Genomic DNA, 24,213 nt, shown 5'->3' on the forward strand with positions numbered 1-24,213 from the left:
GCCAGTAATGGCGTGCTCTATCCTTATAAAAAGTTTTTCCAAAACCTACAAACAAAACTCACCAAAGCGCAAAGGAGATTGTCTAAAAAAATCAAAGGTTCTAGTAATAGAAAAAAACAAGCCAAGAAAGTGGCACAAATCCACGCCTCTATTAGGCATAGCAGAGAGGACTACTTGCATAAAATCAGTAGCGAGATAACCAATCAATACGATTTGATCGCAGTAGAAACCTTGAAAGTTAGGAATTTAGTCAAAAACCACAAACTAGCTAAGAGCATTGCCAATGCTAGCTGGTCTAGGCTCATTAGTCTATTAGAATATAAGGCTGGTTGGAAGGGTAAAACCCTTATCAAAATTAACCAATACTTCCCTAGCTCTCAAATCTGCTCGACCTGTGGGAGCAACACGGGTAAAAAGCCACTGCATATTAGAAATTTTATCTGTCCTTGTTGTCAAACACACCACCACAGAGACCTAAACGCCAGTATCAATATTAGAAATTATGCTTTGGGTATGCTAGATGAACGACACGCTATCAAGGTAGATAAAACTAGGGTGGGAAACCCCCGAAGTTACGCTTGTGGAGATTCCGCTAACGGGGCTGTAACCAAGTATGGCTACATACTAGATACTGCTAGTTATGGATCGTTGAAGCAAGAAGCCCACCCAGCAAATGCGTCGCATTTGTTTTAGCGGGTGGGTGATTCACAATTAGTGACACATTCCTTGGCGGAATAGGCGATTGTGTTAACACATCGTTAATGTAGATAATATTATAATCGTGCATATCCGAATTTAAATTATACGAGGAGATGTCTGATGATCAAAAAGCTTTTTTTGGTTGGTTTGTTGGCAGCACAAGTATTTGCTCTGACGCCCAAGGATACCATTGTCATTGGGATTGAGAACGAAACGACGCGTATCAATCCGCTTTTCGACGAAGATCATGATAGTGCCCTAGATTTTGTCTTTAGTGGCTTGACACGCTTTTCAGCAGATATGAAAGTTGAACCTGATTTAGCTAAAAGTTGGGAGGTGAGTGACGATGGGCTTGTTTGGACCTTTCACCTGAGGAAGGACGCGCTTTGGCATGACGGGCAGAAGTTCAGTGCTGAGGATGTGAAATTCACCATTGAGCAAGCTCTCAATGAAAAGCTCAACGCTCCAGCGCGAGCTAGTTTTGAAGAGGTAGAAAAAGTGGAAGTGCTCGATCCTCTCACCCTCAAAATTACCCTCAAAACCCCCTTCCCACCGCTCTTGGATGCACTCAGTATTGGTATGTTGCCCAAACATCTTTTGGAGGGCAAGGATTTAAACACCGATGCTTTCAACCAACACCCCATTGGGACAGGACCCTTTAAATTTGTCAAGTGGCAAAAGGGAAGCTATATCAGCTTTGCAGCTAATGAGAAATTCTATCGCGGCAAGCCCAAGGCGGAGAAAATGATTTTAAAAATCGTGCCTGATTACAATGTGCGCACCTATGAAATTAAGAATAACTCTTTAGACGTAGCTTTAGTAGAAGCCAATTTAGTAAAGAGTTTAGAACGCGATAAGCGCATCAAAATCATGGATATGAGCAGTGCAGATTACCGGGCTTTGATGTTTAACTTCCACAACGATCTCTTGAAATCTCAAGCAGTAAGACAGGCGATCAACTACGCGATCAATCGCTCCTTGATTGCCAATAAAATTTTGCATGGCTATGGCTTTGCAGCCAACAATCCTATTCAGGTGAGTTGGGCCAATGATAAGAATGCTAAGGGTTATCCCTATGATCCCAAAAAAGCCAAGGAAATTTTGGCCAAAGATGGTTGGAAACTCAAGGGAAAAGTTCTCTATAAAAATGGCAAGCCTTTAGAGTTTGATATTTACGCCTTCAATAACGATCCTCTCCGAGTGACTCTAGCCAATGTTCTACAGAGTGAACTAGCTAAAATTGGAATCAAGGCGCATGCCATTGCCAAGAATAGTGGGGCTTTTGAAATAGACAAGGTAGATAGCTTTATCATTGGTTGGGGTAGCCCACTCGATCCTGATGTGCAGACTTATCGGGTGTTTAGCTCTAAAATGGATGCGAGCACCAATGAGAATGGCTGGAATTACAATCATTATAGTAACAAAGATGTGGATGAAGCCTTATTGAAAGCCCGCACTACGGATAAGATTGAGCAGCGCAAATTTTGGTATGCCAAATTCATCAACGCTTTACACAAGGATCCTCCCTTTGCGTTCTTGGTGTATCTACGCTACCCCCTAGCCTACAATGTTAAGGTTCATGGTATTAAGCCCACTATTCTAGGCCACCATGGGGCACGCTTCACGCACAATGTTGAGGAATGGAGCAAGGAATGAGCTATAAGAGTTCTCTTGTGCGCAAATTATTGCTAGCTGCTTTGCTAGCTACCCATGTTTTCGCCGCCACACCCAAGGATACGATTGTGATTGGGGTGGAGAATGAAACCAAGCGCATCAATCCCCTATTTGATGGCGACCACGATCCTGCACTTTATTTTGTCTTTAGCGGATTGACCCGATTTGCCCCAGATATGAAAGTCGAACCGGATTTAGCTAAGAGCTGGGAAGTGAGCGAAGATGGGCTCAATTGGATTTTTCATTTGAGAGATGATGTGCTTTGGCATGATGGGCAGAAATTCAGCGCGGCAGATGTGGAATTCACCATCAGCCAAGTGCTCAATGACAAGATCAACACCCCTGCTCGGGCGAATTTTGAAGAGATCAAGGAAGTAAAGGTGGTGGACCCTCAAACCATTCAGATCGCGCTCAAAACCCCCTTTCCCTCGCTCTTAGATGTGCTCAGTCTTGGCATCTTACCCAAGCACCTATTGCAAGGTAAAGATGTGAGCACCGACCCCTTTAACCAACACCCTATTGGGACTGGACCTTTTCAACTTGTCCAGTGGCAAAAGGGTAGTCATATCAGCTTTGTAGCCAACCCTCATTTCTACCGGGGCAAGCCAAAGTCCCCTAAGATAATCCTAAAAATCGTCCCCGATCACAGCGTGCGCACCTACGAGATTAAAAACGGGTCGCTGGATGTGGCGTTAATCGAGCCTAATTTGGTGAAAAAGCTCAAGGATGATAAAAATATCAAGATTATGGATTTTAAAAGTGCAGATTATCGGGCTTTAATGTTCAACTTTCATAACCCCATTCTAAAGTCTTTGGCGGTGCGTCAAGCGATCGAATATGCCATCAACCGCAAGCTCATTGCCACTAAGGTGCTGCATGGTTATGGCTCTGTGGCAAACAACCCGATTCAAGTGAGTTGGGCAAATGACCCCCATGCTAAAACCTATCCCTACAACCCCAAAAAAGCCAAAGAAATCCTAGAAAAAGATGGCTGGAAGTTGCACAACAAGGTGTTTGTTAAGGATGGTAAACCCTTGGAATTTGACATTTACGCCCGTAGCCATAATCCAATCCGAGTAGCACTCGCCAATATCTTGCAAAGTGAGCTAAGCAAGGTAGGGATCAAAGCCCATGCTATTGCTAAGAATAATGGGGCATTTGAGATCAGCAAAGTAGATGCTTTTATCATCGGCTGGGGAAGTCCCCTTGATCCAGACATGCAAACCTATCGAGTGTTTAGCTCTAAAATGGACTCAAGCACCAATAAAGCGGGGTGGAATTACAGCCACTATAGCGATCCTAAGGTTGATGAGGCTTTGCTCAAGGCGAGAACGGCGACCAGTTTGGAAGAAAGAAAGACATGGTATGCCAAGTTTATCAATGCCTTGCACGATAACCCGCCCTTTGCATTTCTTGTCTATTTAAACTATCCACTAGCCTATAACACTAAAATCCATGGAATCAAGTCTACTATCTTAGGGCACCATGGGGCGCGTTTCACCCATAATGTCGAAGAATGGAGTAAGGATTAGTGCTTCTCTTTGCCACTAAACGAGTGGCGGGGGCTCTCTTGCTTCTTGTGATCTTTAGCTTTGTCATTTTTGTGCTCCTAGATATTTCCAGTGGGAGTGTTGTTTCTAGTATCTACGGAGATAGTATCCAGGCAGCCAATCCCATGGTTCAAGAGAGGGTTATGGCTAACTTAGGCTTGAATCGTCCCCTCATGGTGCGTTATGTAGAGTGGTTATGGCATGGCTTGCATGGAAACTGGGGTGAGAGTTTTGCCAGTGGAGAGAGGGTATTGGATATTATCAAGGAACGCTTACCCTATACTCTCATTTTAGGCCTCACGAGCTTTGTCCTAAGCTTTCTCTTGGCTCTCATTTTAGGGGGTTTGAGCGCTCTCTTTAAGGATTCTCTATGGGACAAGATGGTTATGATAACGACCTTGGGTTTCTTTAGCATTCCCTCCTTTTGGCTCAGTCTGATTTTTATCATGTTCTTCAGTGTGCTTTTAGGGTTTTTCCCCAGCTCTGGAGTCTATGATTTAGGCCATGAGAAGACTTTGGGAGATTTAGCCCACCACATGGCACTTCCCATAGCAGTGCTCACCCTCTCTCACCTGGCAATCTACACCCGCCTTGTGCGCAGTGTTGTATTAGAAACTCTCCAAGAGCCCTTTGTAACCAGCTATCGTTCTTGGGGTGTGGATGAGAAAACAATCCAGCTTAAATTAGTATTGCGTTATAGCCTATTGCCCATTGTGAGTTATTTTGGGGCCAATGTGGCAGGGATTTTGGGTGGGACTTATATTGTCGAGAGCGTGTTTTCCATCGGGGGGCTAGGTAGCACCACCATTAGTGCGCTGCTTGGCAAAGACTATCCTCTAGCACTTGCCATTATCTTGTTGAGCACGATCGTTGTCGTGGTGTTTAACCTCATCGTGGAAATTTTAGCAAAGGTTTTAAATCCCAAATGGCAGACTTAAAAAAAATCGGGTTGGGTGGCATTATTTTTTTGATCCTGCTTGTTTTATTGCCCTTATGTGCTCCTTTTGATCCTGCTCAAGTGGACTTAACCCAACTCAAACTCCCCCCCGACTCCGCGCATTTTTTAGGCACAGACTTCTTGGGGCGTGATGAATTATCCAGACTTTTATTTGCACTCAGAAACTCTGTCTTGATCGGACTTTTAAGTGGAATATTTGCCGTGCTGATTGCCCTGGGTTTTGCCTTCATCACCCTTAACGCCCCCAAGTTGATCCGATCTTCTTTACTGCGTTTTTTAGACGGCTTTTTATCCTTACCGAATTTATTGCTCATTTTGCTCTTCAGTGCATTCAGTCATCGAGGGTTTAATATCATCGCTTTGAGCTTACTCCTAGCCATTTTTTCCTGGGGGAGCATGGCCAAAGTCATTTACGACACTTTCTTAGATATTAGCACCCATGAATTTGTTGCCAATGAGAGGGCGTTAGGCGCTGGGCGTTTTGCGATCATGTTTGGCGAAATTTTGCCCGTAGCGCAACACAGCGTGTTTGTACTTTTTGTCAATATTTGCGCGCATGCCATCAGTACGGAAGCCTTGTTGAGTTTTTTTGGTCTGGGGTTGGCTGTGGGAGAGGCCAGTTTGGGCAATATGCTCAATGAAGCCTCGCAAGCGATCTTTACTGGGGCGTGGTGGCTTGTTTTGGTTCCGGGCTTGGCTGTTTTTAGCATTGTCTTTGCCCTCATGTTTCTGGGTGAAAAGGTGCAAGAGCGTGCTTAAGGTAGCTGATTTGAGTGTCTACACGCCCAAAAATCAGATTTTACATGGGGTGAGTTTTAGCACTTCTGCTCATTTGGCTATTTTAGGTAGCAGTGGCAGTGGGAAAAGCACGCTATGTAAAGCGATCTGTGGCATTTTACCTCCCAATCTCAAGGTCGTTTATACTGAGCTGTCTACACAGGGCCGTGCGGGCTATGTGTTTCAAGATTGCATTAGCTGTTTTTTTCCCTATCTGAAAATCCAAGATACCTTTAAAATGGTCTTAAAAGCCCAGCTAGAGAAAACTCTACCCATCTTCGAACAGCTCAATATCCCCTCTAAGGTGTGGAATCTCTACCCCTATGAATTGAGCCGTGGCATGGCTAGTCGGGTGCAAATCGCGCTCAACTTAGCCCTAGAAGCAAAAATCCTCTTATTAGACGAAGTGACAAGCTCCCTAGACGTAGCCAACACCAATAGCGTGATCGAATTACTCTTGCAACTCCAGACTCAAAGAATAGTCATCACCCATGATGAAGAGGTGGCTTTTAGACTTTGTGATAGTGTTTTAGTCCTAGAGAATGGGCATATGACTTACTTTGGAGACAAAGAGGGGTATTTCTCGTGAGCTTAGAAGTCGCTCATTTGCATAAATCCTATGGAGAACATTGCATTCTGCAAGATATTAACTTCTGCCTGCAAAGTGGGGAAAGCATAGCTCTCATGGGAACAAGCGGGAGTGGAAAAAGCACACTGGCCAAATGCATCGCTAGACTAGAGAGTTTTCAACAAGGACAAATTTTATACAACACAGAGGACATTTTAAGTATCAAAGAGCCTCACTTTAGAAAAACTATCCAATATGTCTTTCAAGACCAGCTTACTGCTCTTAACCCAGCTAAGCGGGTCAGAAGTCTTTTAAGCAGTGTGTGCAGGCGTTTTAAAAGTCACAGCGAATTAGAATCGATTTTGCAGAGTGCACGGATCAAACCCGCCCTCTTGGATAAGTTGCCCAGAGAATTAAGCGGAGGCGAGAGGCAGAGATTGGGGATTGCTAGAGCTATGTTGGTCAAGCCTCAAATTTTACTCTTAGATGAGATCACAAGTGCGCTGGATAAACGCTTGAAACATGAAATCATGGAAACCCTGATGGAGTATCAGGAAAATTTTCAAGTGAGCATGATCTGCATCACCCATGATAAAACCATCGCCCAGACCTATTTCTCCCGCCACTTACTGCTTGAAGCAGGCAGGTTAGTTCAAGATGAGAGACACTAATTGCAGGGATTGTTTTCATGCTGAATTGGCACCCATTTACCTATTTGCGCCATAAGGCGTATTTTGTGCTATAATGTCTTTCGTAGAGTGGGGGCATCCACTCTTGGAGTAGAAGTCGTAAGACCCGCTTGTGGGCAGACTTTGATGATACCAGAATCCCCTAGCTTTAGCTATGGGGAGTATGTCAAAATCTAACAAAATCGAGTAGCTTTAGTTAGAATACGCTAAACTGCTCTAATGAAAAACACCCTTCCTTTTGCAACCTTTATGCAGACCTTAAAAAAGACTAACCGCGCGTTGGATTTTTTTGTGGATTGGGATAAATGCTTGTTTCGGCGCGATCAGGTGCGCCTTTGCCTCCACCATCTCAACTTTCTATTAGGAGTCAAGGCGCAAGATTTGCCACAAAAAGTCGCCTTTTTATTCCAAGAATATCCTAAGGCGTTTCAGGTTTTACCCCTCTTGCTGGCCGTTAGAAACGCTCAAGAGATCGTTTTAACCCCCGCACAACAAGAAGTCTCTTTAGATAGTTACACCCAAAACCCAGAGGGTATTTGCGCTTTTCTCGCAGAAAGCGGATTATTAGCTATTTTAGCTCAGGGGCATATTAATGATCTCAATGACTTTGTGCTAGGGGTCGAGGTGGGATTGGACAGCAATGCGCGCAAAAATCGTAGCGGAACATTAATGGAGTCGCATTTAAGACAGGTTTTTAGTCAGGCAGGTTTGATTTTTAAAGAACAGGTGAGTGTTACAAGGTATCCCAACTTGCATGCCAAATTTGGCGCGGATATTAAGAAATTTGATTTTGTCATCACTGGCACGCACGCGACCTATTTTATTGAGTGTAATTTTTATAGTAGCGGAGGGAGCAAGCTTAATGAAGTGGCACGGGCTTATACGGAACTTGCCCTACATTTTGAAACTGAAATAAACCAATATTTTATTTGGATCACCGATGGACAAGGCTGGCTTGAGGCAAAAAACAAGCTCCAAGAGGCTTATAAAAGCGTCCGTCTCTATAATTTAAGCCAATTAGATTCCCTCATTAGCGAGATCACCCATGCCTAATTCTATCAGCCCTACTTTTGTGAGTGAGGATAGCAAATTCACGCTTTATCATCATGATTGTAGGGAGGTTTTGGCACGCATGGAGGGGTGTTTTGATTTGATCTTTGCCGATCCGCCTTATTTTCTCTCTAATGATGGTTTGACCATTGATAGTGGCAAAATTGTAAGCGTGAACAAGGGCACATGGGATCGCGCAGGGGGGATTGATGAAATCCATGCTTTTAACATGGAGTGGATCGCCCTAGCCAAACGCGCGCTCAAACCCCATGGGAGTGTTTTTATTAGTGCCACCCAACATAATCTCTTTTCCCTAGGACTGGCTTTACAAACTCTGGGTTTTAAGCTCTTAAACACAATCACATGGTATAAGAGCAACCCGCCTCCCAATTTTTCATGCCGCACACTTGTGCATGCGAGCGAACAGATTTTATGGGCTAGAAAAAGCCCTAAGCACGCCCACATTTTCAACTATGAGCGCATGAAGGAGTTGAATCAGGGTAAACAAATGCGCGATGTGTGGACCTTAAGTGCGATTGCCCCTTGGGAAAAGCATTTAGGCAAACACCCCACCCAAAAGCCCTTAGGCTTGTTATTGCGTTTGATTTTAATGGCTAGCCATCAAGATAGCTTGATCTGCGATCCTTTTAGTGGGTCGAGCACCACCGGGATTGCTGCCAACTTGCTGGGGCGATCCTTTATAGGCATTGAGCAGGAAAAAGAGTTTATTAATCTCTCCATCGCGCGTAAGCAGGATTTAGACGTGCGTTTTAGCGAATTTGCCAAACGCGCCCAAAAAATGGGAGTGATGGCTTGATGACAAAAATAAAAATCCCCTGTGTGATCTTAACTGGTGGCAAAAGCGCGCGCATGCGTGTGAAGGGGCAACAATGTGATAAGGCGTTGTTGCCCTTTGGCAATTATCCTAGCCTCCTAGCCTACCAGCACGCCAAAATGAGCGCGCTTTTTGAGCGGGTCTATATCAGTTGCAAAGAGTCCTATAACTTACAAGCGCATGCGTCCTATATTTTGGACTGCCGATCCGATTTTAGCCCCCTACTAGGCATCGTGCGCTCTTTGTATGCCCTCCAACAGACGATCTTTGTAATCCCTATAGACATGCCCTTAGTGTCTGCTCAAAGTATTTTAACACTCTGTAACCACGCCCAAGAGGCGGGGGTGGTGTATGCTAAGAGTTCCGAGTGTTTTTACTTGCTAGGGTGCTGGCAGATGGGCATGGCAGATGCCCTAGAGGACACTTTAGAGAGTGATGGCTCGGTAAGCTCCCTTTTAGAGGGAGGTTTGGCAATAGAGGTGCAGGAGGGCCCGGAGTTTAGTAATTGCAACACCTACAGGGCATACCAACGCACGTTGAAAATTTTAAATGGCTGAGGAAGAAAAGACCGAACTCCCCTCGGCTAAGAAGATCGAGAAAGCGCGCGAAGAGGGTAATGTCGCTAAAAGCTTAGAGGTGGTGGGGTTTTTGGGGCTGGTAGCAGGCTTTGGGGGGGTGATGGCTTTTTTTAGCATGTGGTTAGATCATTTTGAAAGCATTTTTAGGCAGAGTCTGCGCTGGATCGCCCTAGATTTCACGCCCCATAATCTCCACTTGCTCTCTTTACAATTACTTAAAGATGTGGCTTGGGTACTCTTGCCTTTTTTATTTCTCATGTTTGTGGTGGCGTTTTTGGCTAATGTGGTGCAATTTGGCTTGCTTTTCAGCCCGAAAGCGATTGTGCCTAAGTTTTCTAAGATCAACCCCATCAATGGGCTTAAAAATCTCTTCTCTCTTAAAAAGCTCTTAGATGGATTGCTCATCACGGCGAAGGTGTGTATCGCCTTTGTCTTGGGCTTTGTAGTGGTGAGTTTGTTTATCGGGGAGTTAGCCAAAATCGCGCGTGTTGAGATTAGAGATCAGGCGTTGTGGTTTGAACACAAGGCGTTAATTCTTATTGCAAGCTTGCTATTTCTCTTTTTGGTAGCCTCTTTATTAGATTTTCTGCTAAAACGCCGTCAATACATTAATTCGCTTAAAATGACTAAGCAAGAAGTTAAGGACGAATACAAACAACAAGAGGGTAACCCTGAAATCAAAGCCAAGATTAAACAACTCATGCTCAAAAACTCCATGAGCAAGATGATGGCGGCTATCCCTAGTGCGAATGTGGTTGTAACTAACCCTACCCATTACGCCGTTGCGCTCCGCTTTGAAGAAAAGGATGTCGCCCCTGTGGTGGTGGCTAAGGGGATCGAACACTTAGCGATTCGTATTAAGGCGATCGCCAGAGAACACGAGATTGAGATCATCGAAAACCCCAAGCTAGCGCGCGAGCTGTATAAAGAGGTGGATGTGGATGAGGTGATTCCTAAAATGCTCTTTGAAGCAGTGGCGATCGTTTTTGCCCAAGTGGCGCATATCGAGCAGATGAAAAACAAGCGTTAAAGGCCGCGCTGTTCCAGCCAAGCTAACAAAATCTGTAAGATCTCTTCTTTTTCGGGTTCTTCAAAGATTTTATGCCGTCCTTGCTCTAAGAGTTGTAAGGATACCTGTTTAAACCCTTGCGCGCGCAGGGCATTATAAGCCTTGATCACCCCCACTCCAAAACCTCCACACACATCTTCTAAACCACTCATGAGCAAGATAGGCAGGTTTTTATCCCCATAAGCATGCGCGCTAAAGACTAAATGCGCTCCCTCCAGCAGGCAGGCAAAGCTATTCATACTAAAGGTAAAACGGCTTGCTTTGTCTGCGTGGTAGCGTTTAAGGGCTTTGGGGTCTTTGCACAGCCACGCGCCCCTAAATCCAAAGGCGCGCACGCGCGGATGCAAGCTAAAAAGCACGCTCAAATTCCATCGAGGCGAGCAATGCAGAGTGCTTAGCCCTCTAGCAAGGCGCGCGCACCATTTTAAGCCCCTAAAGGGGCTGGGTGTGCCCGTGAGAATGAGCGCGTCTAGGGAGGTGTAACCATGTTGGATTAAACGGCGCGCTAGTAGTGAGCCCATGCTATGTCCTAATACGACCAACTTATGCCCCTTGCAAATCCCGCGCACCACGCGGATAAACTTGGCTAAGTCCAACACGGCATGCTCAAAACCATTTTCTCCCATCTCTCCCCAAGCAATCTCAGAGCTATCCTTTAACACGCTTTGTCCATGCCCTCTGTGATCGAGCACAAAGACATCATAACCGCATGCACACATACGCGAAGCTAGCCATGTGTAGTGTTTGCGGTGTTCCACCATGCCCGTAGCAATCACCACCCCCACGCCTTTAGGGCGATCGGGCACATAGTGATCGTAGTGTAAATCTAAATAACTGGGGTGATCTGAGCTAAAACGCGCGCTAACCATGGCTTTAAGAAAACCTGAGTTGGTGGTAACGCTCGGGGATGAGGTAATCTTGTGTGCGCAAAGGGGCGGGGTAAAGACCATGTTTAAAGCCTAGATCAAAAAGGGCATTGAGTCCTTGAATTTGTGCGTCATTTAGACTACTCGCATTAGCATAGAGATTTAAATAGGTAGCTAGATTTTGCTTTTGCACGCGCACCAGACCCCGCTCTAAAAGCATGGAAGAGAGCAGCTCCGAGTGGGCTAGGGCTAAGTCGATGGCTTGGGTTAATTTCTTCTCTAAAGTGATGGCTTGAAGCAGGGGGATAGAACGGCGTAGTACCATACCGCCCAAAGGCAGGGGCAATTCTGAGTTAGAGAGATCACACCACACCTCCCAAATCTCTTTTTCCACCACTAGATCGAGGTGAAAATCTAAAATACTCTCATGGATGAGCACCCCCGCATCTACCTCCCCACTCAATACCGCCCCTTCAATTTCTAAGAAGTTTTTATACACCACGCGCGCATGGGGGTAGTAAAGCCTAAAGAGTAGAGCATTAGTAGTGTAACGCCCACTTAGAGCGACTTTAAAATTCTTTTTAAGCTTTGTAGAGGCTTTGCGGATGAGCTTGGGTCCATACCCTTCTCCAAAGCTAGCCGCACAGCGCAGGAGGGCGTATTGATCAGCGATGAGGGGGTAGAGAGCAAAGGAGATCGCGCTGATGTCATGCACGCCCTGCAGGGCTTGGGTGTTGAGGGTTTCAATGTCTAAAGCATAGTGGCTGAAAGCTTTTGGCAAATCCACCCAGCCAAAGGCGATCGCATAGAACATAAAAATATCATCCGCATCTGGGCTATGGGCGATGCTTAACACGCAACTCCTAGTTTTTCTTGACTGAATCTCGTTTAACCAAGACTTATCTATTGCACTCGAGTAGTTAACTCTTCGAGAATGCTAACAAATACAATAAAAACTCTTAACTTTTGGCTACGGAGGTATTGGTATTTTCATTTGTATTGTGTGTTATAATGCCCGCCGTAGATTTGAAATGGGGGATATTCGCAAAGGGGGGTTATGCCGTTACCATTGATTGCTGTGGGTTTGGGATGTCTGTTGGTGGGAGGGTTGGTTGTCTTGGGGGTTAGGGAATTTCTTAGCTATATCCAAAAGCAGAGGGTAGCCAAAGAAAAACAACTACAACAAAAGCTCTCTGCCCAAATTAGAGGAATGCACCGCACAAAAGATTATGTGGAGGTGGATGTCGGTTTAAGGAGTAAAAGAGGGCGCGTGGTGCATACCCTACAATGCAAGGTCGATAAGAAAGACGCCAAACAGCTCCATCTAGGACAAGTGCTATGAAACAGGAAGTGCTGGTACTTGAAAATGCATTATTACAGGATGTAAATGGCACACTGTTAGAAAAATTTTGTGAGGAGGTGCGCGGGGTCTTAGCTCGAGAGGATTACGATTTTAGCGGGGTGCACGAACTGGCCTTATTTGTCGTATTGGATCACACAGGGACTAACCGCGTTGAAGTGAAAACATCTTACACTCCCACACACAGGGAGGAAGTGGGTATCTCTTTGCTGCTCTCACGCTTAAGACACCCCATCCAGCGTGCTATGCTCGAGGATAGGTTTTTGGGCATCAACGCGCGTTTTTACTTAGGGCTCAACTACACGCAGACCCTGCGTGCTTGGTTAAAAACCAAGTCAGGTGAACGCCAAAAAGCCTTGAAACAGGAGCAAGAAAACGCTCCGAACCTAAATCTCAAATTAGAAGAACCCCGCTATCATATGGCACAGATTGAGCTGGGCAAAAAGACAAAAAACGCCCTGCTTGAGACCATCTTGCTAGTGCAAAAACAAGCCCTCATTTATGAGGAATGGGGGTTTTATGAGGTCGATAGTGTAGTCAAAACGATCATCAATTTGCATGGCAAGCCAGGCACAGGCAAAACCATGAGCGCCCATATTATCGCTAAAGAATTGGGTAAGAAAATTATCCATAGCAATTACGCCGACATCGAATCGAAATTTGTCGGGGATGCGCCCAAGAATCTCGTAGCAGCCTTTGATTTAGCCCAACAGCATAGCGCGATTTTATTCTTCGATGAAGCCGATAGCTTCTTGGGCAAGCGCATTTCTAACATCACCCAAAGCGCGGATCAGGCGTTAAACTCGCTCAGGAGCGAACTTTTAAAGCTCTTGGAAGAACGCCCGGTCATTGTCATCTTTGCGACCAATTTGCTAGAAAATTACGATAAAGCTTTTCATAGCCGCATTTTGCGCTCGATTCACTTTGACTTGCCCAATAAAAAGCAACGCAGGGCGATTATTCTCAAACACATCCCTTCTAAACTTTACAGCCTAGGGATGCCCGAATTGAGCACAGAAGAACTGACACTTTTAAGCCGCCTTTCTAAAGGTTTTTCAGGACGTGAGATTAAAAATGCGATTTTGAATGGGCTCATCATGGGGGCTAAAGAGGAGAGCTTACCTTGTTTTAAACACTTCCAAAAAGCTTTTAAAGCGTCTAAAAAAGCCTTTATGCAAAACTATGCAGAGGGAAATCATCAACCTTTGAATCGACAGATCAAGAAGAACCTGAAGAAAGGGAATTTTAAAACCATCAGGAGGAAGAAAAATGGCCAATGAGGACAAATACGGCAAGAGAGAAAATAAAGTCGATGTGGATTGGTTGCTCAAACAAATCCAAGAGGACCCAGATTTAAGACAGCGGATCGAGAGCGTGCTGAACAAAAAGGCGCTTGAAATGGCGTGGAATCACGAAGAAGTGAAAAAACGCCAGTACACCTTTAAAGAGGCACTCGAGTGGATTCAGAAAAACTTTGATTCGCGCATCTATAGCGCGGCTAATATCATGCGCGAACAAATTGAAGAACATCAAATTGTGCTTTCTTGCTGTTTTTTAGATAAAAACGGGAATCCCTTGGTGGGTTCTGAAAATCCCTTTTTAAGGGTGGAAACTTCCGAGCTCGATCAGGATTTGGTGGAGAATTTCGGGGATGAAAATTTAATCGTCGTGAAGTGAAGGATGGACAATGATCGAGGATATACACGCGCTTTTTGAAAAGTTATGGGACTTTATTACTCACATTATTACAAAGATTCTCAATTTCTTTAAGCATATTGTCGAGTGGTTTCAAGACCCCTACAGACTTCAGAAATTGGAAAATGATCGCCACCTTGTCGCGGTGGCAATCAAAGAGAACTTGCGCACGGGGAGGTATCGGGTAATTGATTGTCTTTACAACAAACAAACCGGGGATGTTGTGGACCAACAGGCTAGAGGTGTGGAGAGCGAAGAACTCGATCGTGAGACCAAAAACCAGTTTGGCGGTAGGAATATGATTATCTTAAAATAAGGAAATCTATGGTGGAGAATGCAGACAACACGGTATGGATTGTCCTTGCCGCCCTCGTGATGCTTATAGGGCTAGGGGCGTTGTTATGGTTTAAGAAAAAATTTAGCACCGACCATCTCAAACCCATTGAACAAGAAGTGTTGAGCATGAAAGAGGTGCTCACCTTTTTTAAAGAGCCACAGGTTTCTGCTCTGCTCCAAGAAAATCAAGACCTAGTGTTGGTCGCCCTGCGCCAAAAGCACCATGACGGGCGAATCCGAATCGTGCTCACTCTCTATAACCACGAAAAAGAGAGCATTAGCAATTTTCCAGGAAGTCGCTTTTATCTTGTCAAGCGCATCGATGAGGACTTAAAGGCCACCTTTGGCGGTAAGGAAATGGTAATTTTAAAGTAATTACCGCTGCTGGGAGCTTCGTTGTTCTGATGCACTCTTTGGTGAAACCAATCTGATTTGCAATGACATCCTAGGGCCTACGGCGTGCAATTTCAGCGCAACTAGCAAATTAGACGGCTTTTGTGTCAGATGTAGATGGTGGAGTGTAGGGGGCTCGAACCCCTGACCTCAACGCTGCCAGCGTTGCGCTCTCCCAAACTGAGCTAACACCCCAAAAGCGCCCATTCTAGCATTTTTTATTTAAAATTTCAAGCCCTTGCGTTTTATTGTATAATGTAGATATGAAAAGCGTGGATTTGAATAGTGATATGGGCGAGGGTTTTGGGGTTTATCAAATGGGGGATGATGGGGCTATCCTCAGGTGTGTGAGCAGCGTCAATGTGGCATGTGGCTGGCATGCTGGAGATGCGCTCATCATGCATGATCGCGCCCGCGAAGCTAAGGTATTAGGAGTGGGCTTGGGGGCGCATGTGGGTTATCCAGATTTGCTGGGCTTTGGACGGCGCAAAATGGAGATCAGTCCTAAAGAAGCGCAATGCTACACCCTCTATCAAGTGGGTGCTCTTGCAGCTTTTGCTAAAAGTTTTGGATTTTCTCTCCAGCATGTCAAATTGCATGGAAGTTTTTACAACCAGGCCAACCACGATGCGCAATTAGCTAAAGCTATTTTGGAAGGTATTCAAGCCTATAACCCTGACCTCATCATCCTCACTCTGAGTCAAAGTGTGATGGCTTTAGAAGGGCAAAGAATGGGTTTGCGCATCGCCCAAGAGGCCTTTATCGATCGCCGCTACCAAGCTAATGGGCAACTAGTCCCTAGAAGCCACCCCCAAGCCCTTATTAAAGAACCCAGACAAGCTGTTGATCAAGCTCTGAACATGCTCTTAGAGGGCAAGGTTTGCACCATAGAGGGAGAGGAAATAGCAATTGAAGTGGATTCACTCTGTGTGCATGGCGACACCCCCAAAGCCCTAGAATTTGCCAAGCAGGTGCGCGTGGCCCTAGAGACCCACGGGATTACGATCCAGCCTTTAAACACTCTGATAAGGTCTTCCCATTAAACCCCGATCTTTCTTGTGGGGTGTGGCATTTTTTAGCGCGACTTCCACCATTGGGCCGGGTTTTCTCACTCAGAGTGCACAATTCACCCAAGAATTAAAAAGCTCTTTTGCCTGCGTGATCGCCATCTCTGTTATCGCCTCCCTAGTTGCCCAACTCAATGTCTGGCGGGTTTTGAGTATTGCTAAACGAAGAGGGCAAGATGTTGCCAATACTCTTGTTCCGGGTCTAGGGCACTTCCTGACTTTTCTTATCACGCTAGGAGCGTTGGCGTTCAATATCGGCAATGTGGGGGGCGCGGCTTTAGGTCTGCAGGCTCTGATAGGGCTGGATATAAAAAGCGCGGGATTTTTGAGTGCTTTGCTAGCTATTTTAATTTTTATCTCCAAGCGCGCAGGACATTGGATGGATAGGTTGGCGCAGGTCCTAGGCGTGCTGATGATCCTTTTAATTGCCTTTGTTGCATTCTTTACCCACCCTCCTCTCGTTCAAGTGTTCCAAGAAACTTTTATGCCTAGCCAATTTTCTATGCCCGCTACAATCACACTCATAGGTGGCAGTGTAGGGGGTTATATTGTCTTTGCTGGGGCGCATCGCTTAATTGATTTAGGCATTGTGGGGGAAAAAGAGCGCGCTCAAGTGGATCGTGCCGCTTACCTAAGCATGGGCGTGGCCACTTTGGTGCGTGTCTTGCTGTTTTTGGCTGTGCTGGGTGTGGTGGAAGCGGGACATTTATTGGATTCTAGTAATCCAGCAGGGAGTGCTTTTGGAGTGGCTTTAGGTGACTTGGGATATAAAATCTTTGGATTGGTTTTTTTAGCCGCCAGCCTAACTTCCATTGTGGGTGCGTCCTACACGAGTGTGTCTTTTTTGAAGAGTTTTGCATGGGTGCAACACCATGAACGAGCTTGTATCATCACTCTTATTGGACTTTCTACACTGATCTTTATTACCATTGGTAAGCCTGTAGCGTTGTTGATCATGGCTGGAGCGCTCAATGGTCTAGTTTTGCCCATCACCCTAGCAGTGGTGTTGATCGCAGGCTATTCAAAAAACATCGTGGGCGTGTACCGACATTCTAAGGTCTTAGCCGCCCTAGGTTGGGTGGTAGTGGGTTTGAGCGCGTATTTGGGAGTGCTCTCTTTAAAACCCTTAATTGCTATGTTTGGCTAGGAGTGCATCGATGAAAGGTGTGAAGTATCGCATTTGTGGGGAAGGCGCGTTGTTATTAGAATTTGGCACGCAGATCGATCCCCAACTCAACGCCCAAGTGCGGTGTGTAGAGCGCGTTTTAGAACAAAGGGCTTTAAAGGGTGTCCTAGAGTTCGTGAGTGCTTATGCGAGCTTGCTCATCCTCTATAATCCGCTCATCCTAAGCCATGCGCAATTAGTGGATATTCTAGAGCAAATAGAATGGGACATCCCAAGTACCCTAGAAGAACCCCACTATTTAGTGGAAATCCCCACATGCTACCACCCTAGTTTGGGGCTTGATTTAGAATTTGTTTCTGCACACACTGGGCTATCCCTAGAAGAGATTATCCAGCGTCACAGCGCGCCAGATTACCTGGTTTATATGCTAGGTTTTTTACCTGGTTTTGCTTATTTAGGCGGGCTAGACCCCAGCCTTGCTGTGCCCAGATTAGCCCAGCCCAGAGCACAGGTGAGCCCTGGGTCAGTGGGCATTGCCCATACCCAAACTGGAATCTACCCTCTCAGCTCACCAGGGGGTTGGCAGATTATCGCTAAAACTCCCCTTAAGCTCTATGACCCGACTAAAAATCCCCCCGTATTGCTCCAAGCGGGGGATTTTGTACGCTACAAACCCATTTGTTTGGAGGAATACATGCACTTAGAGCAGATGGTTTTAAAGGGTCATTACACCCCTAGATGCAATTTGATTGATCCAAAGGCTTTGCGTGGCTAATGTTCGGGTGCTAGAGGGCGGATTATGTAGCAGTGTTCAGGACTTTGGGCGGGTGGGGTTTTTGCGCTATGGGATTCCTACCTGCGGAGTTATGGATGAATTTAGTGCCTCTGTGGCTAATTTACTTGTGGGTAATGCTAGAGATCAGGCCCTCTTAGAGATGCTCTACACAGGAGCGCGCTTGGAATTTTTAGAACCCATGTACATAGCCATTGGTGGGGCGGATTTGAAGCCTCAGCTCAATGAAGTGGCGATTTTTAATTGGGAATCCTATGAGGTTAGACCTGGAGATGTCTTGAGTTTTGGGGGTCTTAGAGCGGGCGTGTGTGCGTATTTGGCTTTTTCTGGAGTCTTGGAAGTGCCTCAAGTGCATGGGAGTAAAGCGACCTTTATGCGTGGGCAGATGGGGGGTTTTGAAGGGCGCAAGTTGCAAAAGGGAGATATGTTGCATGTCCAGGTGCGCCCCGAGTCTAAAAAGAGACGTTTAAGCAAGCATGGCCGCCCTGCTTACCACCCCCATGCCACTTTACATGTGATCTTGGGACCTCAGGAACATTATTTCAGCTCTCAAACGATTAATAGCTTTTTGCAAACCCCTTATCGTCTCAGCAGGGGCGATCGCATGGGTATTTTCTTAGAGGGGCCTGTTTTAGAGTGGCAAGAAAAGAGCGAAATGATCTCTGAACCCTTAGTGTTGGGCAGTGTGCAGGTACTCCCCAATGGCCAGCCCTTAGTTTTGATGGCCGATCGACAGACTATGGGAGGGTATCCTAAGATTGCGACCTTAATCAAAGAGAGTGTAATCGCCCTAGCCCAACTGCGTCCTCAAAGCAGTGTGCGCTTTGTGGCCTGTAGCATAGAGGAAGCACAAAAGAAATACTGCGCCTTTTATGAGAATCTAGCCCATATCGCTGCGAGTCTTTAGCCATTGAGTTGATGATAATGCGTGCTATAGACGGAGTGCATGCGTGCTGCTAATTCTGCGTACCAATCTGTATTGAGGTCAGGTTCATAGGCTTCCAAAAGCACCATGCGCATGGGTACGCGGTGCGATTCGAGGGGTTTTGTGTTGAGAACTTGGCGCGTGTTGATGAGCACAATGGGTTGAATCTTGAGCTTGAATCGTTCAGTCAAAATCTTGGCCCCCGGTTTAAAGGGCAAAAACTTGTCCTCCCCTCGCCCCCTTGTGCCTTCTGGAAAAATCACTAAGGGTCGTTGTTGATCCAGTTTTTCTTTTGCCATTTTTAAGAGATAGGCAAGACCTCTCTTATCTTCGCGATCGATTAAGATCATCTGTGGAGTTTTAAGCGCATAGCCGTAATAGGGAATTTCGCCTAATTCCTTTTTAGCGATCCAGCAGATATTTTGGGGATGGTAGGCTTCTAGGCAAACAATATCAATAATGCTTTGGTGGTTGAGTACAATGAGCGTTGCGCTTTGGTCGAATTCCCCCACTTTCTCTAAGGGAGTTCCCATTAACCAAAAAAAGGAGCGGCACCACTTGCGTGTGGCCCTGGAATTATTATGCTTGCGGGTTAAAAAATTCATCAGAATAATAAAGCCCAGTCCTAAGCCCACCACCAAGAGGGCATAAACCCCCCGCAATCTACTCCACATCGCTCTTTTTCACCCAGCCGATCTTCTCATCTTGAGTCATGATTTTATAATACCCATCGTGCGCGCCGATGATTTCTACTTTCAAAGCATTTTTAGAAATTTCCAATAGGGTAGAATTAGCAGTGGGTAGAATTTTGATCTCCTTATTGGCTAACAAAATCCCACTGCGATAAGTGAAAAAGACATTCCACAGCAATACCCCTACTAAAACCACTGCCACTCCCAACGCGCTTTTCTTGTAGGGGATCAAGAAAGATAAGACCAAGGCAAGCAGGACGAAAAAGAGCAGCACAAAGTTAGAGAAGAGCAAGAAATTATTTTTAGGCTTGAGTGTGCTCTGGGTGCTAATGGTTTCTTCAACGGGATTGATCGCAAAACGCACCTCTTTGAACTGCCCATTTTCTAAGGAAAAATAGTTAAAGGATAGCTCACGCCAACTCTTGGGCACGATGCAGTAATAAATCCCTTGTGCGGTGTCTAAGGAAAAATGCGCGCTCTCAAAGCCTTGTTTCATGCCACCCACAATCTTTAAATCTTCCAGATTAGACCCTTTGGCCTCTATCTCAAAGACGACAATATTATGCGTGCTGTCATACTCTTTGGCTTTATAGCCCACTACACTAAAGGCGCGCGCGACTACCCCTACATAATTGGGGTGGGCTGAGAGATCGAGCACATTCAGGGGCAAATCGGGTGTATTGGCGGTATCTAAATAGCCTTGGCTCTCTACAAAAGCACTCACTTTTAATCCAGGAATCACAGCCCGTGTACCCATCACTTTATACAGATAGGTAGCACTTAAATTCCCATCTTCCCCCGCTTTCCATGGAGGATTAAAATTGAGGCGTTTGAGTTGTTTTTCATCCGGATTGCGCTCCAACTCTGCTCCTAAGAACTTAGCCTGAGAAAAGAGTAAGGCCTGGTATTGCACAGAAACGACCTGCCCCACATAGAATCGTTGTGCGCTAAGCTCCTCTGCATTGAGGACCTTGAGATAGACTACTTTACTTTGAGCCTCTTGTGTGTCGGCATGCAAGACACATAGCCAGCACAACAGCACTCCTAGAAGTGTACGCAAATATTCCCTTACTTACTAGCTTCTTTAGACATCATGATAATATCCCACACCTTGAGCGTGTCGATGGCAACCTTGAGCTGGATATCTGCGTTGATGTCCTTAGCTGTGATGGATTTTTCACCCTTGCTAGTTCCAGTAGATGTGTCCTTAATGTCTTTTTTCTGATCTAATTCCTTGAGCTCCTGCTCTAAATGGTGCTTTAAGTCTGCCTCTTTGATATTGAATTTATTTTCATCTTGAGGCACACTTCCGGGGTGAATTACAATATCAGGCTTGATCCCTACAGCCTGAATGGTGCGTCCGCTAGGCAAATAGTAGCGTGCAATGGTAATTTTAATGGCTTCCTCCCTACCTACAGGGAAAGTGGTCTGCACACTGCCCTTTCCGAAGGTGTCTTCCCCAATAATGATAGCCCGCTTGTGATCTTGCAGGGCTCCAGAAACAATTTCACTCGCGCTCGCCGTACCGCCATTCACAAGAACAGCAATGGGTAAGTTCGCATAGGGTGCGCGTCCTGTGGCACGATAAGCAATATCTTCAGATTTAATACGCCCTTTTTGTGAAACAATCAAGCCCTGTTTGATAAAGAGATTGGAAAGATCGATAGCCTGGTTGAGTAATCCGCCCGGATTAGAGCGCAAATCTAACACAATCCCCTCTAATTTAGGGACTTTTTTTAATTCTGCAAGCACGCCTTTAACCACATTGCGATCAAAGGAATTCACCCGCACATAGAGATAATCCGTCCCTTCTATCTTCTTGGCATGCACGGATTTAATTTTGATGATATCGCGCAACATCTTAATCACTAAGGGCTTACTTTCGGATTTGCGCACAATCGTGAGCTCGATAGGAGTTTTTGGCTTGCCCCGCATTAAATTCACGGCGTTATCAATGGTCATATTCAAAGTGCTCTCAGAGTTGATCTTCAAGATCACATCTCCAGCCTTAATGCCCGCCCTGAAAGCGGGAGTGTCATCTAGGGGCGCGATCACCGTGAGTGCACCATCGCGAATCCCCACGGTGATTCCCAACCCACCAAATTCGCCCTCTGTTTGCGCCCTAAAGTCTCTAAATTTTTTGGGAGTGAGATAGGAAGAGTGCGCGTCTAAGTTGGTGAGTAAACCATCAATAGCCTTGTCTACAATGTCATTAATACTCACTTCATCCACATAGTAATGCTCGATTTGTTCTACAACGCTAGAAAACTTTTTTAATGCATTGATGCGTTCTTGAGTTGTGGGCTTATAGTTCTTCTTAAGGTTTGGCTGGGCGGTCTCACTTTGGCTCGCCTCTAACGCATTCACCACCAAGAAGACGCTCAACACAGAAGAAACCACCCCCGCCATGAAAAACTTGTTCATCACTGCCCTTTATGTGCTTTAAAGCCTACGATTCTAGCTAAAACTCCATGATTTTACAATGATCCCTAGGTGTTATGCTAGAAGGCGCACTTGGTATTTCAGCCCATCCATGCTACTATACCCCCCATTCTACAAAAAATAAGGAGGTCCTGTGCAAACAGCACGCAATCACTTAAGCCAACAACTCAAAACTACCAAACGATCCTGATCCTATCGTTTGTTCCAATCTCTAGCCCAAGATGTTGCGGGGGGGGGGGGGGTGAAGCCCTTCAAGAGGAAGTTAGCGATTTAAGCACTAAGTTTAGCCAACTCTTAGACGCACTCAGTGTGTTTAATAAAACCCTGGAAGAAGTTTATCACCAAAGCACAGAAGACGATCCAGAGTTAGAAAACTCTCTCACTCAGTTCAAGAAAGTTAAGGTGAAGATGGGCACCCATCTCAATGCCCTGAGCAATGTGCAAGCAGGAGATCAATCTCTAGAACATATCACACGATTAACTAAACCTCTCAGAAGCTTTTCAGGCTAGTTTTAGTTCTTTATTTGAAACTAACCAAAATACCCATTCAAGCCAAACTAGCTCCACCCAAGAAGAGAGCGCACCTAAGCCAGCCCCACAAACCACCCCTAGCAATGCCCCTGAAGTCAAACCCCTATGGAAATATGGACCTAATACTCTGCAAGCCTTTCAAGATTACATGAAAGCCAAAGACTTGGGGAGTGCTGGGGCTTGGCTAGAGCTGGGCAAGATGAGCGCACAAGGCATTGTGCTTTACCCAGATAACAATGTCGCTATGCGTTGTTTTGAAAAGGCGATCGAGTTAGGTTCTGTGGGGGCTTTGGTAGCATTAGGTAAACTTTATAACGCATGGAGTGATGATGACAACCAAATCTTGACTCATGGCTGTGGAGAGCCTCTAAGCGAGCAAGAAGTCACCAATGCCCTTCAACCCTTAAGCGATGATGTGGAAAGTGAGGATTATTTAGAGATTCTTAAAGCTTGCCAAGTCTTCAGAGACAAAAGCACTTCTGGTTGCTACCAAAAAGCCAAAGAACTCTTTGAAAAAGCGGTGAGTTTAGGCGAGGGGAGGGGGTGTTTCGAGTTAGCAGAATTGTACCTATTTGGAGATCGAGAAAAACGCCTGAAATACCGCCAAAAAGCCATTGAGCTTTTAAAGCTTCAAGCTCAAAAGGGTGATGGAGAGGCTTATGTGCTGATGGGAAGGGTGCTGCTAATGAGTCGCGGTGATGAAGTTAGGGATGAGGTGGAGCAACTCTACCAAAAAGCCATTGATTTAGGTTATGCGGACGGGTATGGGTTTTTAGCCTCCATGTATAATCTCTCAGATCATCAAGACAGAAAATTCAACTACTCTAAACAAGGAGCTAAACTAGGCAGCGAGGAAGCTGCGCGCGGGTTGAGTGTTTCTATGGATGAGCTCCGCCATAAAGGCACAAGTGATTTAGATGATTTTGAGCTGGCAGTCGAGCAATCCATAGGCCTCATGGATCGACTCATGGAGTGTCTTAAATGGCAAGAATTTGTCGCGCTCCGTTGTAGACACTATGGTTTGCTCCCACATTTTCTAAAAAACCTAAGTTTAGCGAAAGCGATCAATTCCCGCGTTGGCTTAGATCAAATTGAACGTTACAAAGCGTTTTTAGAACCTGATTATGATATTAGCGATATTATAGACGCTTTCGTCATGCGTCCAGACACTTGGTTAGTCCAAAGACTAGCAGACAGCCAAAACCTTTTTGATGGATTTATCTTTGAGGCATCACATCTTAGAGCGTTTGCAACACCCTATAAGAGTGAGTTTAAAATGGTAACACCCGATGGTAGAGTTGAGATTGATATTAGTTGATAACCCCACTAAAGCCCCATCCTCCCTCATAGCTTTAAGTGTAAGGCTGCAACATTAGTTATAAGACTAGACCCCCTACTTATTGGGGGTAGATCGCCCATGCCCTTTAACCTGTGTTCCATCCTTTTTTGTATAGGGATGCACACGCACTATCTTTTTACCACCATTAGTTTTTGCCATGAATTAGCACCTTTCTAAATTTTTGCAATCATTCGATTATAG

At 45.5% G+C, this 24,213-nt stretch carries 27 protein-coding genes and 1 tRNA gene; 22 read left to right on the forward strand and 6 right to left on the reverse strand.

The window, feature by feature from the left end; translation table 11 throughout:
- The 11 genes from KCO92_RS00530 to flhB form a co-directional block, all read left to right on the forward strand.
- A partial coding sequence (locus KCO92_RS00530) for an RNA-guided endonuclease TnpB family protein (protein WP_210647441.1) occupies positions 1 to 693 on the forward strand: 693 nt, incomplete at its 5' end.
- A 126-nt stretch (positions 694 to 819) separates the two neighbouring features.
- The gene (locus KCO92_RS00535) at positions 820 to 2,355 is read left to right on the forward strand and encodes an ABC transporter substrate-binding protein (protein ID WP_104695959.1); all 1,536 of its coding nucleotides are present in this window, start codon (positions 820 to 822) and stop codon (positions 2,353 to 2,355) included.
- On the forward strand, positions 2,352 to 3,905 hold the full coding sequence (locus KCO92_RS00540; RefSeq protein ID WP_104695958.1) for an ABC transporter substrate-binding protein: 1,554 nt from the start codon (positions 2,352 to 2,354) through the stop codon (positions 3,903 to 3,905). Before KCO92_RS00535 ends, KCO92_RS00540 begins: the two co-directional genes overlap by 4 nt.
- Entirely contained in the window at positions 3,905 to 4,861 is a 957-nt protein-coding gene (locus tag KCO92_RS07610; protein ID WP_104695957.1) for an ABC transporter permease, read from the forward strand. Before KCO92_RS00540 ends, KCO92_RS07610 begins: the two co-directional genes overlap by 1 nt.
- Positions 4,849 to 5,640 carry an ABC transporter permease gene (locus tag KCO92_RS00550; RefSeq protein WP_104695956.1) on the forward strand — a complete coding sequence of 264 codons (792 nt, stop codon included), beginning with the start codon at positions 4,849 to 4,851 and terminating at the stop codon, positions 5,638 to 5,640. Before KCO92_RS07610 ends, KCO92_RS00550 begins: the two co-directional genes overlap by 13 nt.
- On the forward strand, positions 5,633 to 6,247 hold the full coding sequence (locus KCO92_RS00555) for an ATP-binding cassette domain-containing protein (protein ID WP_104695955.1): 615 nt from the start codon (positions 5,633 to 5,635) through the stop codon (positions 6,245 to 6,247). Before KCO92_RS00550 ends, KCO92_RS00555 begins: the two co-directional genes overlap by 8 nt.
- Before the next feature lie 95 nt (positions 6,248 to 6,342).
- Positions 6,343 to 6,897: an ATP-binding cassette domain-containing protein gene (locus KCO92_RS00560; protein ID WP_425591273.1), complete on the forward strand. Its 555-nt coding sequence runs from the start codon at positions 6,343 to 6,345 to the stop codon at positions 6,895 to 6,897.
- A 237-nt stretch (positions 6,898 to 7,134) separates the two neighbouring features.
- On the forward strand, positions 7,135 to 7,968 hold the full coding sequence (locus KCO92_RS00565; protein ID WP_104695953.1) for a type II restriction endonuclease: 834 nt from the start codon (positions 7,135 to 7,137) through the stop codon (positions 7,966 to 7,968).
- Positions 7,961 to 8,782, forward strand: a complete 822-nt coding sequence (locus tag KCO92_RS00570) for a DNA-methyltransferase (protein WP_104695952.1) — start codon at positions 7,961 to 7,963, stop codon at positions 8,780 to 8,782. Before KCO92_RS00565 ends, KCO92_RS00570 begins: the two co-directional genes overlap by 8 nt.
- On the forward strand, positions 8,782 to 9,357 hold the full coding sequence (locus KCO92_RS00575; RefSeq protein ID WP_104695951.1) for an NTP transferase domain-containing protein: 576 nt from the start codon (positions 8,782 to 8,784) through the stop codon (positions 9,355 to 9,357). Before KCO92_RS00570 ends, KCO92_RS00575 begins: the two co-directional genes overlap by 1 nt.
- Complete coding sequence (gene flhB, locus KCO92_RS00580; protein ID WP_013468698.1) at positions 9,350 to 10,408, forward strand: flagellar biosynthesis protein FlhB; 1,059 nt, start codon at positions 9,350 to 9,352, stop codon at positions 10,406 to 10,408. The genes KCO92_RS00575 and flhB overlap by 8 nt, the downstream gene beginning before the upstream one ends.
- On the opposite strand, the gene KCO92_RS00585 is transcribed toward flhB, so the two are convergent.
- Positions 10,405 to 11,397, reverse strand: coding sequence for an alpha/beta fold hydrolase (locus KCO92_RS00585; protein ID WP_233710498.1), 993 nt, complete (start codon positions 11,395 to 11,397; stop codon positions 10,405 to 10,407). The two genes, flhB and KCO92_RS00585, sit on opposite strands and share 4 nt — an antisense overlap.
- The gene (locus KCO92_RS00590; RefSeq protein WP_104695949.1) at positions 11,321 to 12,169 is read right to left on the reverse strand and encodes a menaquinone biosynthesis family protein; all 849 of its coding nucleotides are present in this window, start codon (positions 12,167 to 12,169) and stop codon (positions 11,321 to 11,323) included. Before KCO92_RS00590 ends, KCO92_RS00585 begins: the two co-directional genes overlap by 77 nt.
- Positions 12,170 to 12,370: 201 nt before the next feature.
- Here KCO92_RS00590 and KCO92_RS00595 point away from each other — a divergent pair, with 201 nt between their 5' ends.
- From KCO92_RS00595 to KCO92_RS00615, 5 genes are read left to right on the forward strand one after another with little or no spacing between them, the layout of a single operon-like run.
- Complete coding sequence (locus KCO92_RS00595; protein WP_104695948.1) at positions 12,371 to 12,655, forward strand: hypothetical protein; 285 nt, start codon at positions 12,371 to 12,373, stop codon at positions 12,653 to 12,655.
- The gene (locus KCO92_RS00600) at positions 12,652 to 13,953 is read left to right on the forward strand and encodes an ATP-binding protein (RefSeq protein ID WP_104695947.1); all 1,302 of its coding nucleotides are present in this window, start codon (positions 12,652 to 12,654) and stop codon (positions 13,951 to 13,953) included. The genes KCO92_RS00595 and KCO92_RS00600 overlap by 4 nt, the downstream gene beginning before the upstream one ends.
- A complete protein-coding gene (locus tag KCO92_RS00605; protein WP_104695946.1) occupies positions 13,943 to 14,350 on the forward strand; it encodes a hypothetical protein in 408 nt (135 codons plus the stop codon). The genes KCO92_RS00600 and KCO92_RS00605 overlap by 11 nt, the downstream gene beginning before the upstream one ends.
- 10 nt (positions 14,351 to 14,360) lie before the next feature.
- Positions 14,361 to 14,684: a hypothetical protein gene (locus tag KCO92_RS00610; protein ID WP_104695945.1), complete on the forward strand. Its 324-nt coding sequence runs from the start codon at positions 14,361 to 14,363 to the stop codon at positions 14,682 to 14,684.
- A gap of 8 nt (positions 14,685 to 14,692) precedes the next feature.
- Positions 14,693 to 15,079 (forward strand): LPXTG cell wall anchor domain-containing protein, encoded by a 387-nt coding sequence (locus tag KCO92_RS00615; RefSeq protein WP_104695944.1) that lies wholly within the window; start codon positions 14,693 to 14,695, stop codon positions 15,077 to 15,079.
- 136 nt (positions 15,080 to 15,215) lie between these two features.
- On the opposite strand, the gene KCO92_RS00620 is transcribed toward KCO92_RS00615, so the two are convergent.
- Positions 15,216 to 15,292, reverse strand: a tRNA-Ala gene (locus KCO92_RS00620).
- 68 nt (positions 15,293 to 15,360) lie between these two features.
- Here KCO92_RS00620 and KCO92_RS00625 point away from each other — a divergent pair.
- Genes KCO92_RS00625 through KCO92_RS00640 form a run of 4 tightly spaced genes read left to right on the forward strand, consistent with a single transcriptional unit; the run spans position 15,361 to position 18,990 of the window.
- A complete protein-coding gene (locus KCO92_RS00625) occupies positions 15,361 to 16,140 on the forward strand; it encodes a LamB/YcsF family protein (protein WP_104695965.1) in 780 nt (259 codons plus the stop codon).
- 22 nt (positions 16,141 to 16,162) lie between these two features.
- On the forward strand, positions 16,163 to 17,311 hold the full coding sequence (locus KCO92_RS00630; RefSeq protein ID WP_104695964.1) for an NRAMP family divalent metal transporter: 1,149 nt from the start codon (positions 16,163 to 16,165) through the stop codon (positions 17,309 to 17,311).
- Positions 17,312 to 17,321: 10 nt separating this feature from the next.
- Positions 17,322 to 18,065 (forward strand): 5-oxoprolinase subunit PxpB, encoded by a 744-nt coding sequence (pxpB, locus tag KCO92_RS00635; protein WP_104695943.1) that lies wholly within the window; start codon positions 17,322 to 17,324, stop codon positions 18,063 to 18,065.
- Complete coding sequence (locus KCO92_RS00640) at positions 18,058 to 18,990, forward strand: 5-oxoprolinase subunit C family protein (protein ID WP_104695942.1); 933 nt, start codon at positions 18,058 to 18,060, stop codon at positions 18,988 to 18,990. Before pxpB ends, KCO92_RS00640 begins: the two co-directional genes overlap by 8 nt.
- On the opposite strand, the gene KCO92_RS00645 is transcribed toward KCO92_RS00640, so the two are convergent.
- Genes KCO92_RS00645 through KCO92_RS00655 form a run of 3 tightly spaced genes read right to left on the reverse strand, consistent with a single transcriptional unit; the run spans position 18,987 to position 22,124 of the window.
- Positions 18,987 to 19,682 carry a 1-acylglycerol-3-phosphate O-acyltransferase gene (locus KCO92_RS00645; protein WP_104695941.1) on the reverse strand — a complete coding sequence of 232 codons (696 nt, stop codon included), beginning with the start codon at positions 19,680 to 19,682 and terminating at the stop codon, positions 18,987 to 18,989. The genes KCO92_RS00640 and KCO92_RS00645 overlap by 4 nt on opposite strands.
- Positions 19,672 to 20,742 (reverse strand): SH3 domain-containing protein, encoded by a 1,071-nt coding sequence (locus KCO92_RS00650; protein WP_411710063.1) that lies wholly within the window; start codon positions 20,740 to 20,742, stop codon positions 19,672 to 19,674. Before KCO92_RS00650 ends, KCO92_RS00645 begins: the two co-directional genes overlap by 11 nt.
- A gap of 26 nt (positions 20,743 to 20,768) precedes the next feature.
- The gene (locus tag KCO92_RS00655) at positions 20,769 to 22,124 is read right to left on the reverse strand and encodes a S41 family peptidase (RefSeq protein ID WP_104695940.1); all 1,356 of its coding nucleotides are present in this window, start codon (positions 22,122 to 22,124) and stop codon (positions 20,769 to 20,771) included.
- A 327-nt stretch (positions 22,125 to 22,451) separates the two neighbouring features.
- On the opposite strand from KCO92_RS00655, the gene KCO92_RS07325 reads away from it, so the two are divergent.
- Positions 22,452 to 22,652: a hypothetical protein gene (locus tag KCO92_RS07325; protein WP_247598877.1), complete on the forward strand. Its 201-nt coding sequence runs from the start codon at positions 22,452 to 22,454 to the stop codon at positions 22,650 to 22,652.
- A 169-nt stretch (positions 22,653 to 22,821) separates the two neighbouring features.
- Complete coding sequence (locus KCO92_RS00660) at positions 22,822 to 23,991, forward strand: tetratricopeptide repeat protein (protein ID WP_233710496.1); 1,170 nt, start codon at positions 22,822 to 22,824, stop codon at positions 23,989 to 23,991.
- Positions 23,992 to 24,213: the final 222 nt, after the last annotated feature.

Origin of the sequence: Helicobacter salomonis (genome assembly GCF_017979425.1) — a bacterium.
GTDB lineage: Bacteria > Campylobacterota > Campylobacteria > Campylobacterales > Helicobacteraceae > Helicobacter > Helicobacter salomonis.